We start from the raw sequence: 12,634 nt of genomic DNA, 5'->3' as shown, positions 1-12,634 counted from the left end.
GGCTGTCCAACTCCGGGCCGCGAGCGGAAGTTCGCCGGATCGGCGCAACGCGAACGCCGCGCCGGGGCGGTCGGTGCCCGGTTCGGCGGCCGTTCCTTGGTGCGTTTGCGCTGGTGGTTCGGCATCTTGCGAGGTTTCGTACCGCCGAGCGGTCGAATCCGAGAGTTACGCATTGTCAACAATCCGTTCATTGACAGGGTCAATCGGGCGACCTAGCGTCTCTCCCCAACGCGTCACTCGAATGGGTGATGCTCGCGAGGGAGGCGTGAGCCGATGCGCAGTTCCGAATTCTCCCGACGACAGTTGCTCCGCGGCGGTGCGGCGGCGGCCCTGGCCCTGCCGGCGGCCGGTTTCCTCGCCGGATGCAGCTTCACCCAGCCCGGCACCGGACAGCCGGGATCCACATTGGACCAGATCAAGAAGCAGGGATCCGCCCGCATCGCCATCGCCAACGAGCCGCCGTACACGCAGATCAAGCCGGACGGCACGGTCACCGGCGCGGAGCCGGACGTGGTCGCCGCCGTGCTGAAGCGGATGGGCATCCCGAACATCGAGGGCGTCGTCACGCCGTACGAGGCGATGATTCCCGGCCTCAACGCGAACCGGTGGGACATCATCGCCGCCGGGCTGTTCATGAAGCAGTCGCGGTGCGGCCAGATCCTCTACTCCGAGCCGGAAATCGTGTCGACCGAGTCGTTCGCGGTGCCCGCGGGAAACCCGAAGAACCTCACCAGCGTCGCCTCCGTCAAGGCCGATCCGGCGGTGAAAGTCGCCGTGCTGCCAGGCGGTTTCGAGGACGGCGCGCTGAAGACGCAGAACGTTCCGGCCGCCCAGATCGTCAACATTCCCGACGGCCGCAGCGGAATCGAGGCGGTGCTGGCCGGTCGGGCCGACGCGTTCTTCCTCCCGACGTTGTCGCTGAACTCGCTGAAGGCCGACGGCATCGACATCACCCCGGCGATCCAGGACGTGCAGCAGACCGGCTCGGGCGCCGGTTTCCGCAAGACCGACCAGGAACTGGTCAACGCCTACGACGAGCAGCTGCGCGCGCTGAAGGCCAGTCCCGAGTTCGACGAGATCCTTTCGCGGTGGGGCTTTTCGGCGGATGCGGCCCGGGGCGTCACTCGCGATCAGCTCTGCGCCGTCGCCGGCTGACCCGGGAGCGCTGAGCGGATGTCGCAGATCCTGCCGTTCTTGCCGCTGCTGCTCAACGGGCTGCTGATCACGCTCGCGCTGACCGTGGTGGGCGTGGTGATCACCGTGCTGGTCGCGTTCGCGGCCGGCCTGTGCCGCATGTCGCGGCGGCGCTGGCTGCGCTGGCCGGCCGGGGTGTTCATCGAGATCTTCCGCGGCACGTCGATGCTGGTCCAGCTGTTCTGGCTGTTCTTCGCCCTGCCGTTCTTCGGGGTCCAGCTGGTGCCGTTCGCCGCGGCGGTGCTGGCGCTCGGGCTCAACGAGGGCGCCTACGGCGCGGAGATCGTGCGCGGCGCCATCACGGCGCTGCCGCGCGGGCAGCGCGAAGGCGCGATCGCGCTGAGCCTGACGCCCTACCAGCGGCTGCGGTACGTGATCCTGCCGCAGGCGATCCCGGCGATGATCCCGCCGTTCGGCAACGTCTTCGTCGACCTGCTGAAGAACACCTCGCTGGTGTCCCTGGTGACCGTCGCGGACCTGACCTTCCGGGCTCAGATGGTGCGGGCGACCACCGGCGCCACCGCCGCGGTCTTCGGCACCATCCTGGTGCTGTACTTCGTCGCGGCGTACGCGCTGTCGATCGTGATGGGCCGGCTCGAACGCCGGATGGACCCGGCGCGGCCCGAGCTGCGGCCCACGCTGCTGCAACGCGTGTTCCGGCCGGGTGGGGTGGTCGGCTCATGATCTGGGACTGGGCCTTCGCCGCGAGCATCGTTCCGTCCCTTTTGGACGGACTGTGGGTGACCGTTCAGGTCACGCTCGTCGGCACGGCGATCGCGCTGGTGCTCGGGCTCGTGGTCGCCGTCGTCCGGTACTCGAGGATTCCGGTGCTGGGCAGGGTTTTCGGCTTCTTCGTACTGTTCGTGCGGGGCACTCCGCTGCTGGTGCAGGCGTATTTCGCCTTCTACGTGCTGCCGAACTTCGGCGTGCAGTTCTCGCCGCTGGCCACCGGCATCATCGTCATCGGCATCAACTACAGCGCCTACACCGCCGAGGTCTACCGCGCCGGGATCCAGAGCGTGCCGGCCGGGCAGTGGGAGGCGTCCACGGCGCTGAGCCTCTCCGCCTTGCAGCGCTGGCGGTTCGTGGTGCTCCCACAGGCCGTGCGCGATGTCGTGCCGGCGCTGGGCAACTACGTGGTACAGATGTTCAAGGACTCGGCGATCCTGTCCGCCATCACGGTTTTCGAGCTGCTCAGCCACGCGACGTCGATCGGGTCCGGCAGCTACCGCTACCTGGAGCCGCTGACCATCGCGGGCCTGCTGTTCCTGGCGGTGAGCCTGCCGGCCGCGAAGCTGATCAAACGATTGGAGCTGCGCCTTGCGCATCCGCGGTGAGAACGCCCAGCCGATGATCTCGTTCTCGGGCGTGGGGAAGTCGTTCGGCGACAACCACGTGCTGCGCGAACTCGACCTCGACGTGGCGGCGGGGGAGAAGGTCTCCATCATCGGGCCGAGCGGCTCCGGGAAGACCACCATCCTGCGGCTGCTCATGACGCTTGAGCAGCCGGACGGCGGCCTCGTCGAGGTCGACGGCGAGCCGCTGTGGGACTGCCGCGGCGGCGCGGGCGCGGCGGACACGCGACAGCAGGCGGCGGTGCGGCGCAAGATCGGCATGGTCTTCCAGCACTTCAACCTGTTCCCGCACATGACGGTCCTGAACAACGTCACGCTCTCGCCGATCCGGGTGCTGGGCATGCCGCGCGAGGAGGCCGTGCAGCGCGCGGTCGACCTGCTGCAGATGGTCGGGCTGGACAAGCACCTCCGGCACAAGCCGGGCCAGCTCTCCGGCGGCCAGCAGCAACGCGTGGCGATCGCCAGGGCGTTGGCGATGCGCCCCAAGGTGATGCTCTTCGACGAGGTCACCTCGGCCCTGGATCCGGAGCTCATCGGCGAGGTCCTCGCCGTCATCCGGGACCTCGCCCACACCACCGCCATGACGATGCTGCTGGTGACCCACGAAATGCGCTTCGCGCAGGAGATCTCGGACCGGGTGCTGATGTTCGACTCGGGAGCCGTGATCGAATCCGGCCCACCCTCGACGATCTTCGAGAACCCCCAGCACGAGAGGACCCAGCGTTTCCTCAAAGCGGTCCTCGAACGCAAGTGACCTCACCCGCCCGGGTGGGCTGGCGCAATTTCGCGAGAATTTGACGTTCACCCGGGTGACGGTCAATTTCTCGCGAAATTGGCACCGCCCCACGGCGCCCCACGGCGCGGCGCCCGGTCGTGACGGAGCGTCGCGGGTTCTGTCACCCGGGGACGGCGCGATTTCTCGTGAAATTGCGCCGTCCCCGAGTGACGGGGTCAGCGGAGGAGGGGGACGACCTGCTCCCGGAAGCGCTGCATCTGTTCGGCCGCCATCGCGTAGGTGTGGCCCGGGAAGTGGGGGAAGATCACCAGGTGTTCCAGGCCTAGCGAATCCTTGTGGAACTGGACGGTTTCCGCGACTTCCTCGGGCGTGCCGATCGCCCACATCTTCTGGTCGGTGGACTGCTCCAGCGTCGGCACCAGGCCCGGCTTGGCGGGCTTGCCGTCCTCGCCCCGGTAGCCGCGGCTCCAGCCGAACGGTGCCAGCAGGTTCCAGAACTCGTCGTGGCCCGCGCCGCCGATCCGCCACGCCGTCTCGTGGTCGTCGGCGATGTGCACCGGCAGCACGAGGATTCGCTTGGCGCCGCTGGAAAGTCCGACGTCGTGGTGCTGCTGGTAGAGCTCCGCGTAACGTTCCCACTGGTCGCGCACGAAGCCGTGGTACTGGTTCCACCAGACGCAGCCGTGGCCGACCTCGGCGGCGTAGCCGAGGGTGGGCGGGCTGGTCACGGCCTGCCAGATCTCCACCGGGTGCAGTGGGCCGGGCAGTAGTGTGAGGGTGTCCACCGAGCCGTCCGGGCCGTTGGTGTCCGGCGGCGGCAGCTCGAAGAACTTGCCCTTGTAGGAGAACGTTTCGTTGGTCAGCGCGGTGCGCACGACCTCCATGTACTCGGCGAAGACCTCGCGGTTGTGCGCGTCGATGGCCTTGCTCTTCTCCTCGGATTCCAGGTAGCCCATGTCCGCCTGGTGCAGGCCGAGGCTGCGCAGCTCCCGTGGCACCGTGCCGCGCCCGACGCCGAGCACCGCGCGGCCGCCGGAGAGGTTGAGCAGCGTGCTGAAGTCCTCGGCCAGCCGCAGCGGGTGCCACTGCGGGACGATGTTGAACATCGCGCCGACCTGGATGCGCTGCGTGCGGGCGACCAGGTTCGACTGCAGCATCAGGGAGTTGGGCACGATCTCGTAGCCCTCGTGCTGGAAGTGGTGTTCGGCCAGCCAGTAGCTGTCGTAGCCGAGATCTTCCGCGCGCACGCCCATGTCGATCAGGTGCTCGGTGGCATCCCACACCTGCTGCCGGGTGGCGCGGCGCTGACCGGCCGGCAGCGGGTTCCCCGCCAGCACGTCGGGCATCTCCACCGAGCCGAAGAAGAACACGCCGTACCGCACGGGTACCTCCATCCTGCCCGGCTTCTCCGGGCCGCTGACGAGCAAATGTAAGTAGTATCAACATTGCCTGCGGATCAGTTTCCTCCGGATTTCCGTCGCGTCAAGTCCCGTTTCGACTCTTGACTCCGAAGCCGTCGGCGGCTCACGATCCCCGGTGAATGTTCGCCACATCAACATCCGGCTCCGCCGTCACCAGGCGAACGCCAACCCATCGGTGCGTCCCAAGGAGGACCCCATGGTCGAAGACGCTGCCCAAGCCGCACCCGCCGTGGCCGGCCGACCGCCCCGCGGCGGGGTCGAGCACAAGGGCGTCGAAGCGGTCCGCGACGACGAGCGGCACGGTTCGCCGCTGTCCGCGTTCACCCTGTGGTTCGCGGGAAACCTGCAGTACTCGGCGCTCGTGGTGGGCGCCATCCCGACCGCGTTCCTCGGCCTGAGCTTCGCGCAGGCCGCGCTGGCGCTGGTCGTCGGCACGCTGATCGGCAGCCTGCTGCTGGGCGTGGCGGCCACCATGGGCCCGCAGGCCGGCGCCCCGCAGATGGTCCAGTCGCGCGGCCCGTTCGGCTACTTCGGCAACTTCCTGCCGGTGTTCCTGCTGTTCCTGACCGGATTCGGCTACTTCGCGGTGAACACCGTGCTCGGCGCCTACATCGTCCGGCAGCTCTTCGGAATCCCGTTCCTGTGGGCGCTGATCGCCGTCGCGGTGGTGGAGATCGTCATCGCCATCATCGGGCACGACTTCGTGCACCGCATCGAGCGGATGCTGCTCGGCGTGATGGCGGTGCTGTTCGTGCTCATCACCTGGTACGGCATCGCGCGCGGCGACGTCGGCGCGATCGGCGATCCCGGCGAGAAGACGCTGACCGGGGCGCTGCTGATGACCGTGGCGGTCAGCTCCTCGCGCACCTTCGGCTGGGCGATCGGCGCATCCGACTACACGCGCTACCTGCCGCGCGACACCAGCCGGGCGCGCCTGGGCTGGTCGGCGTTCCTCGGCGCGGCGATCGCGGGGCTGTGGATGCACCTGCTCGGCGCGGCGATCGGCACCGTCATCTTCCCGGACAGCCCGACCGACCTGGTGACGCAGCTGATCCCGTCGGGCCTGGCGATCGTCGCGCTGATCGCGCTGCTGGCGTCGACGATCGCGGGCAGCGTGCTGGACATCTACTCCGGCTCGCTGGCCCTGCTGATGGCCGACATCCCGTTGCGCCGCTGGGTTTCCGCGCTGCTGACCGGCGTGCTCGGCACCGCGCTCGGCTGGTGGGCCGGGCACGTCGAGGGCGAGGCCTTCGGCAACTTCCAGAACTTCCTGTTCGTGGTCGGCTACTGGATCGGCCCGTGGCTCGGCGTCACGCTGGTGGACTTCCTGGTGTACCGGCGGGACGGCGTCGACGTGGCCACGTTCTACGACCGGTCGCGGCGGATCGGGCCGGGGCTGACGGCCTTCGCCATCGGCGTGGTCGCATCCGTGCCGTTCATGAGCCAGAGCCTCTACACCGGCCCGCTGGCGGCCGCGTTCCCGCAGCTGGGAGACATCACGTACTGGGTAGGCGGGGTCGTCGCGGCCGTCGCGTACTACCTCATCAAACGAGTCCGGGAGTCGAAGTGAAACGTGGTTTGGGCCCACTGTCCTACGGGGACGCCGTGCAGCCGTGGGGAAGGGGCGCCGCGGCAGGCGGTTTCGTGTTCCTCAGCGGCATCGACGGGGCGACCGACGACAGCGGTGCGCCGGTCGACGGCGTCGCCGAGCAGACGAGGATCACGCTGGACCGGATCCGGGTGCTGCTGGCGGATGCCGGCGCCGAGCCGGCGGACATCGTGCAACTGGACCAGTTCGTCGCCGATCCCGCCGAGCGGGCCGAATACATGAAGGCCCGCGACGAATGGCTCGCGGAGCACGCGCCGGCGCTGCTCGACGAGCGCTCGTACGCCTCGCTGTTGATCTACCCGGCGCTCGCCACGCCGCAGATGCGGGTGGAGATCCGGGCCGTCGCACACATTGGGGAGAAGCCGTGATCACGTCTCGCGAGTTCGCCGAGTTGAGCGTCGCCGACGTCGCCGGTGCGTGCGGCGAGTCGTCGATCGCGGTGGTGCCGGTCGGCGCGATCGAGCAGCACGGGCCGCATCTGCCGCTGGTCACCGACGCGCTGGTCGCGGAGGCGGCAGCGCGGGCGGCGGTGTCAGAGCGGGGCGAGGAACTCGACCTGTGGTTGCTGCCGACCCTGTCCTACGGCCGAAGCGTCGAGCACGTCTGGGCGGCGGGCACGCTTTCCCTGTCCACCGCCACGTTCGCCGCGGTGCTCGACGACATCGGGCGGTCGGTGGCCGCGGCCGGCTTCCGGCGCATCGTGTTCGTCAACGGCCACGGCGGCAACATCTCGGAGATCCAGACCGCGTTGCGCGACATCCGGCACCGGCACGGGCTGCTCACCTTCGCCGCCAACACGTTCGTGCCGGTCGAGAAGGACGAGTCCTTCGCCGAGACCGAGCAGGGCCTGGGGATTCACGGCGGCGCGATGGAGACGTCGCTGATGCTGCACCTGCGGCCGGAGCTGGTGGACATGTCCGCAGCCAGGACGCGCGTGCCGAGCGGCATGAACGACAACCGGCACGTCCGGTTCGGCGGCAGCGTCGCGTTCGGCTGGCTCTCCGACGACTTCGGCCCGGACGGCTACCTCGGCGATCCGACGCGCGCGACGCCGGATGCGGGCAAGCGCGGTTTCACGGCCCTCGTCGACGTGCTGGGCGACCAGCTGGCCGAGGTGTCCCGGTTCGACTTCGCCAACTACCAGTGAGGTGTTCGCCATGCAGGACAACGAGAAGCTCGTGCGCGACGGCTCCGCTCCGCTGATCGTCGGGCTGGGCGGTACGACTCGCGCCGGATCGAGCAGCGAGCGGGCGCTGCGGTTCGCGCTGACCGCCGCGCGGGAGCACGGCGCGGAGACGCTGCTGTTCGGTGCCGACGAGATCAACCTGCCCATGTACCAACCGGATTCGGGCGATCGGACGTCGCGGGCGGCCGACCTGGTGACCGCGTTGCGCCGTGCGGACGGGGTCATCATCGCCTCGCCCGGCTACCACGGCGCGCTGTCCGGGCTGGTGAAGAACGCCCTCGACTACGTCGAGGACCTCCGCGCCGACGACCGCCCGTACCTCGACGGCCGGGCGGTCGGCTGCATCTCGACGGCGGCGGGCTGGCAGGCCCCGGCGGCGACCCTGGGTCAGCTCCGCGCGATCGCCCACGCCCTCCGGGGCTGGCCGACGCCGCTGGGCGTGGCGATCAACTCCGCGCAGCCCTGCTTCACCGAAGAAGGCGATCCGACGGCTCAGTACGCCGACCAGCTGCGCACGATGGCCCACCAGGTGGTCGACTTCGCCCGCCGCCCGGCCCTGCCCCTCGCCGGCTAGGCGAGCGCTGGTTCGGCCAGGACCCGTGAGTACTTTGTGTCGCTATAGAGCCTGTTTCCAGGCTCGTCCTGCGTGGCGGTGCGGGTGGCGGCCCCCTGCGGGAGTCACCGCGGTCTTCTCGCTGTGGGATCCCCGACATCATGAATGGCCAATTCACCACGTCGGGGCTGTCCTCGCTGGGAGAACCCCGGAGGGGTGGGCACCGTGAACCCGCGGCGGTGCGGGTTGCGTGGGTGGGCTAAGCGGCTGCGCCGCTTCAAATACAAAACGCCCGCGTTACCACATCCGCACGTCACCACATCCAAAACAGCCTCTATAGCAGCACGAAGTACTCACGGGCTGTGAGCATCTGGCGGTGGGAAATTCGGTCGCCGTGCTCCGCCGGGCTCTGGCAGGCTGACGGCCATGGTCGATGTGCAGTTCTCCGATCACCGGCTTGCCGCTCTATACGACCTCTACTGCCCGTCGGACGAACGTTCGGACTTCGGGTTCTACCTGCCCCTGGTGATGTCCGCGCGGTCCGTGCTGGACGTGGGATGCGGGACGGGCACGCTGCTGGGCATCGCGCGGGACAACGGCCATCCGGGACGGCTGTGCGGCCTGGACCCGGCAGCCGGGATGCTGGAGGTGGCGCGGGCGCGCTCGGACATCGAGTGGATCCTCGCCGACCTGGCCGCAGCACCGGCCTGGGACCAGGAGTTCGACCTGGTGGTGATGACCGGCCATGCGTTCCAGGTGCTTCTAGGTGACGACGAGTTGCGCGTCGCGCTCACGACGATCGCGGCGGCGCTCACCGACGGCGGCAGCTTCGTGTTCGAAACCCGAAACCCGCTCGTGCGGGAATGGGAGGACTGGCACCTGCGGTTCTCGGGCGAGGTGGTGGATTCGGCCGGCGCCGCGGTGCGCTGCGAGTGCGAGGTCGAGATGCCGGTGGAAGGCGACCTCGTCGCAGCCACGTACACCTACACCGGCCTCGGGTGGGACCGGCCGCGGCAGAGCTGGAGCACGCTGAGATTCCTCGGTCCGGAGGCGTTGTCGGCGTTCCTCGCCGACGCGGGCCTGACGGTGGCCGAGCAGTTCGGGGACTGGGACCGCAGCCCGTTGGGCGACGACAGCCCGGAGATCATCACCATCGCGCGCCGCTGCTGACAAGACCGCCGCCGTTGCGCCCGTCGCGCGAAGCGCATTCGGTGGTGTGCGCGCCTAGCCTGGTGGGGTGGCTTCGGCGTTGCACGTGCTGAAGCGGCTGGTGCTGGGGCGTCCGGTGCGCAGCGACCGGCTGCGGGAGACACTGCTGCCGAAACGGCTCGCGCTGCCGATCTTCGCCAGCGACCCGCTCTCATCGGTCACCTATGCGACGCAGGAAATCCTGCTGATCCTGTCGCTCGGCGGGCTCGCTCTGCTGCACCTGACACCGTGGGTGGCGCTGGCCGTCGTGGTGTTGCTCGCCGTCGTGGTCGCTTCGTACTGGCAGGTCGTGCACGCTTATCCCAGCGGCGGCGGGTCCTACGAGGTCGTGGTGCGCAACCTCGGCCGCAAGCCGAGCCTGGTGGTGGCCGCCGCGCTGGTGGTCGACTACGTGATGACGGTGGCGGTGTCGGTTGCGGCCGGTGTCGACAACCTGGTGTCGGCGGTGCCGGTGCTGTACCCGCAGCGGGTGTGGATCGCCGTCGTCGTCGTGGTGCTGCTGATGGCGATGAACCTGCGCGGACTCCGCGAGTCCGGCCGGGCGTTCGCCGTGCCCACCTACCTGTTCGTCGCGGCGATGGGCCTGACCGTTCTCGTCGGTCTCGGGCAGGCCGCGGCGGGGCATCCGCCGGTCGCGGAGAGCGCCGGCTGGGACATCCGGCCGGAGCAGGTCGACGTCACCGGGCTGGCCCTGATCTTCTTGCTGCTGCGGGCTTTCTCCTCCGGGTGCACGGCGCTGACCGGCGTGGAGGCGATCTCCAACGGGGTGCCCGCGTTCCGGCGGCCGAAGGACGTCAACGCCGGCCGCACCATGATCATCATGGGCGCGCTGGCGATCGCCCTGTTCAGCGGCGTGACCGCGCTGGCGATGATCTCGGGCGTGCGGATCGCGAACAATCCGTGCGACTTGATCGGCTTCCCGGCGGATTGCCACAGCGCCGGGCAGCGCACCGTCATCGCGCAGATCGCGGGCGCCGTGTTCGGGGTGAACAGCGTGCTGTTCTACGTCGTGCAGGCCGGCGCGACGCTGATCCTGCTGCTCGCCGCGAACACCGCCTTCAACGGCTTCCCGATGCTCGGCTCGCTGCTCGCGCAGCGCCGGTACCTGCCACGCCAGCTGCACACCCGCGGCGACCGGCTGGCACACTCCAACGGCATCGTGCTGCTCGGGTTGGTCGCGATCGCGCTCATCGCGGCGTTCGAGGGCTCGGTGACGGGGCTGATCCAGCTCTACATCATCGGCGTGTTCACGGCGTTCACGCTGAGCCAGATCGGCATGGTGAAGCACTGGAACCACCTGCTCGCCACCGGCGATGCCGCGCACCGGGCGCGATACCACCGGTCCCGGCTGGTCAACGCCGTCGGCGCGGTGCTGACCGCGGCGGTGCTGGTCGTCGTGCTCATCACGAAGTTCACCCACGGCGCCTACCTCGTGGTGATCGCGATCCCGCTGCTGTACTTCCTGATGCGGGCGATCCACCGGCACTACCGAGACGTGCGCCGGGAGCTCGAACCGGAGCTCGACGGCATCATCTTGCCCAGCAGGGTGCACGCGGTGGTGCTGGTGTCCACATTGCACAAGCCGACGCTGCGGGCGCTGGCGTTCGCCCGGGCCAACCGGCCGGACACGCTGACCGCGCTCACCGTCAACGTCGACGACGCGGACACGCACCTGCTGCGCAGTGAGTGGGAGCGGCGCGGAATCGGTGTGCCGCTGAAGGTGGTGGAGTCGCCTTACCGCGAGATCACCCGGCCGGTCATCGACCACATCAAGCGGATCCGCCGCGAGGGCCCGCGCGACCTGGTGTGCGTGTACATCCCGGAGTACGTCGTCGGCCACTGGTGGGAGAACCTGCTGCACAACCAGAGCTCGCTGCGGCTGACCTGGCGGCTGCGGTTCGAGCCGGGCGTGATGGTGGTGAGCGTGCCGTGGCAGCTCGACTCCAGCCACCGCCGGGACGTCGACCGCGTTCACCACATCCCCGGCCACATCCGTCGCGGCATCACCCCGCCCACCTGAGTCCGGGTGGCGTTTTCGCGTGAAAGCGCCACCCGGCAGGCGTGGCAGCGCCGATTTCGCGCGAAAGCGCCTTCTCCGGGCTGCGCGACGACTCGGTCAGACGAGGGCGGCGAGGCGGCGGTAGGAGTCGAGGCGGTCGGCGGGATCGAAGGCCGTAGTGGTCACCAGGAGCTCGTCGGCACCGGTGCGGGCGGTGAGCTCCTTCAGCTCGACGGCGACCTCGTCCGCGGTGCCGAAGACGTGGCCCCGCAGCGCGCGTTCGAACTGGGTGCGCTCGCGCTCGGACATCTCGCGCGCCAACACCTGCTCCGGCGGTTCCAGCGGCGGGAACTCGCCGCGGATGCGGGAGGCGGCGGTCGCCCAAGCCTCCGGCACGAGCAGCCGCCGGGCCTGCTCCGCGGTGTCGGCGACCGCGACGGACCGGGCGATGACCACGTACGGCCGCGCCGCCCAGGCCGACGGGCGGAAGCGCTCTCGGTAGGCGTCGATGGTGCCGATCATCCGGTCATCACCGTGGGCCGCGGCGATCACCAGCGGCAGCCCGAACTCGGCGGCCGTGTCGGCCCCGGAGCCGGTGGCGAGCAGGAACACCGGCAGCGGCAACCCTTCGGCCGCGACCGCGTGCACGCCGGGGAACTTGCCCGGCTGCCCGGACAGGTAGCCCAGCAGCTCGATGAGCTGCTCGCCGAACCGGTCGGCCGCGTCCTTGTCGCGCCCCAGCGCGCGCCGGATACCGCTGGTGAAGCCCACCGAGCGGCCCAGTCCGACGTCGACGCGATCCGGGAACAGCGAGCCGAGCACGCCGAACTGCTCGGCCACCACCAGCGGCTGGTGGTTGGGCAGCATGACGCCGCCGGTGCCGACCCGGATGCGGGTGGTCGCGGCGGCGATAGCGGCGGCGAGCACGGTCGGCGCGGACCCGGCCACGCCGGGCACGCTGTGGTGCTCGGCCACCCAGAACCGGTGGTAACCGAGGGCCTCGGCCTGTTGGGCGAAGCGAACGGTCTCCTGCAGGGCCTGCTGCGGACTCCGCCCCTGCATGGTGTGCGAGCGGTCCAGCACGGAAAGGCGCAAAGTCACACCGGTGTAAACCGCCCGCGAAGCCGCAAGATTCCAGCCCCGGCTGAGGCGGAGCCCACGTTCCTGCAGGTCCGGGGCCGTGAGTACTTTGGGTTGCTATAGAGGCTGTTTTGGAAGGGGTTGTGTGTGGTTGTGATATGTGGCTGATGATCACGTGTGAGGGCGTGTCGTAGCCGCAGACAAGGGCGGGTTCTTGTTATCGCAGTGGTTGTCTAAGCCAGCGATCACAAGAACCCGCGATGTCATTGAACCCCGTACCGGCCGATGCTGA

Annotated in this window: 12 protein-coding genes; 10 read left to right on the top strand and 2 right to left on the bottom strand. The window is 69.3% G+C overall.

The genetic code is table 11. From position 1 onward, the window contains the following. Positions 1-273 precede the first annotated feature (273 nt). The 4 genes from ehuB to ehuA are packed head-to-tail and all read left to right on the top strand — an operon-like array spanning position 274 to position 3,303. A complete protein-coding gene (gene ehuB / locus AB0I53_RS06230) occupies positions 274-1,155 on the top strand; it encodes an ectoine/hydroxyectoine ABC transporter substrate-binding protein EhuB (protein WP_358597316.1) in 882 nt (293 codons plus the stop codon). A gap of 18 nt (positions 1,156-1,173) precedes the next feature. Continuing rightward, positions 1,174-1,878 carry an ectoine/hydroxyectoine ABC transporter permease subunit EhuC gene (ehuC, locus tag AB0I53_RS06225; protein ID WP_358597313.1) on the top strand — a complete coding sequence of 235 codons (705 nt, stop codon included), beginning with the start codon at positions 1,174-1,176 and terminating at the stop codon, positions 1,876-1,878. Further along, a complete protein-coding gene (ehuD, locus tag AB0I53_RS06220; RefSeq protein ID WP_358597310.1) occupies positions 1,875-2,531 on the top strand; it encodes an ectoine/hydroxyectoine ABC transporter permease subunit EhuD in 657 nt (218 codons plus the stop codon). Before ehuC ends, ehuD begins: the two co-directional genes overlap by 4 nt. 13 nt (positions 2,532-2,544) lie before the next feature. Then, positions 2,545-3,303 (top strand): ectoine/hydroxyectoine ABC transporter ATP-binding protein EhuA, encoded by a 759-nt coding sequence (ehuA, locus tag AB0I53_RS06215; protein ID WP_358597769.1) that lies wholly within the window; start codon positions 2,545-2,547, stop codon positions 3,301-3,303. Between the two features lie 197 nt (positions 3,304-3,500). On the opposite strand, the gene AB0I53_RS06210 is transcribed toward ehuA, so the two are convergent. Continuing rightward, positions 3,501-4,679 carry an LLM class flavin-dependent oxidoreductase gene (locus AB0I53_RS06210; protein WP_358597307.1) on the bottom strand — a complete coding sequence of 393 codons (1,179 nt, stop codon included), beginning with the start codon at positions 4,677-4,679 and terminating at the stop codon, positions 3,501-3,503. Positions 4,680-4,902: 223 nt separating this feature from the next. On the opposite strand from AB0I53_RS06210, the gene AB0I53_RS06205 reads away from it, so the two are divergent. The 6 genes from AB0I53_RS06205 to AB0I53_RS06180 all read left to right on the top strand — a co-directional run bounded on the left by AB0I53_RS06205 (position 4,903) and on the right by AB0I53_RS06180 (position 11,283). Beyond that, the gene (locus AB0I53_RS06205) at positions 4,903-6,276 is read left to right on the top strand and encodes a cytosine permease (RefSeq protein ID WP_358597304.1); all 1,374 of its coding nucleotides are present in this window, start codon (positions 4,903-4,905) and stop codon (positions 6,274-6,276) included. Then, the gene (locus tag AB0I53_RS06200) at positions 6,273-6,683 is read left to right on the top strand and encodes a RidA family protein (RefSeq protein ID WP_358597301.1); all 411 of its coding nucleotides are present in this window, start codon (positions 6,273-6,275) and stop codon (positions 6,681-6,683) included. Before AB0I53_RS06205 ends, AB0I53_RS06200 begins: the two co-directional genes overlap by 4 nt. Beyond that, positions 6,680-7,462 (top strand): creatininase family protein, encoded by a 783-nt coding sequence (locus AB0I53_RS06195; RefSeq protein WP_358597298.1) that lies wholly within the window; start codon positions 6,680-6,682, stop codon positions 7,460-7,462. The genes AB0I53_RS06200 and AB0I53_RS06195 overlap by 4 nt, the downstream gene beginning before the upstream one ends. 10 nt (positions 7,463-7,472) lie before the next feature. After that, positions 7,473-8,075: an NAD(P)H-dependent oxidoreductase gene (locus AB0I53_RS06190; protein WP_358597295.1), complete on the top strand. Its 603-nt coding sequence runs from the start codon at positions 7,473-7,475 to the stop codon at positions 8,073-8,075. A gap of 405 nt (positions 8,076-8,480) precedes the next feature. Beyond that, positions 8,481-9,224 (top strand): methyltransferase domain-containing protein, encoded by a 744-nt coding sequence (locus AB0I53_RS06185; protein WP_358597292.1) that lies wholly within the window; start codon positions 8,481-8,483, stop codon positions 9,222-9,224. 67 nt (positions 9,225-9,291) lie between these two features. Continuing rightward, positions 9,292-11,283, top strand: a complete 1,992-nt coding sequence (locus tag AB0I53_RS06180) for an APC family permease (RefSeq protein WP_358597289.1) — start codon at positions 9,292-9,294, stop codon at positions 11,281-11,283. Between the two features lie 96 nt (positions 11,284-11,379). Here AB0I53_RS06180 and AB0I53_RS06175 read toward each other — a convergent pair whose 3' ends face one another. Next, a complete protein-coding gene (locus AB0I53_RS06175) occupies positions 11,380-12,357 on the bottom strand; it encodes an LLM class flavin-dependent oxidoreductase (RefSeq protein WP_358597766.1) in 978 nt (325 codons plus the stop codon). Between the last annotated feature and the right edge of the window lie 277 nt (positions 12,358-12,634).

Origin of the sequence: Saccharopolyspora sp. NPDC050389, assembly GCF_040655595.1 — a bacterium.
In the GTDB taxonomy this organism is placed as follows: Bacteria; Actinomycetota; Actinomycetes; order Mycobacteriales; family Pseudonocardiaceae; genus Saccharopolyspora.
The sequence above is the reverse complement of the archived record's forward strand: the minus strand, read 5'-3'. Positions and strand labels throughout refer to the sequence as shown.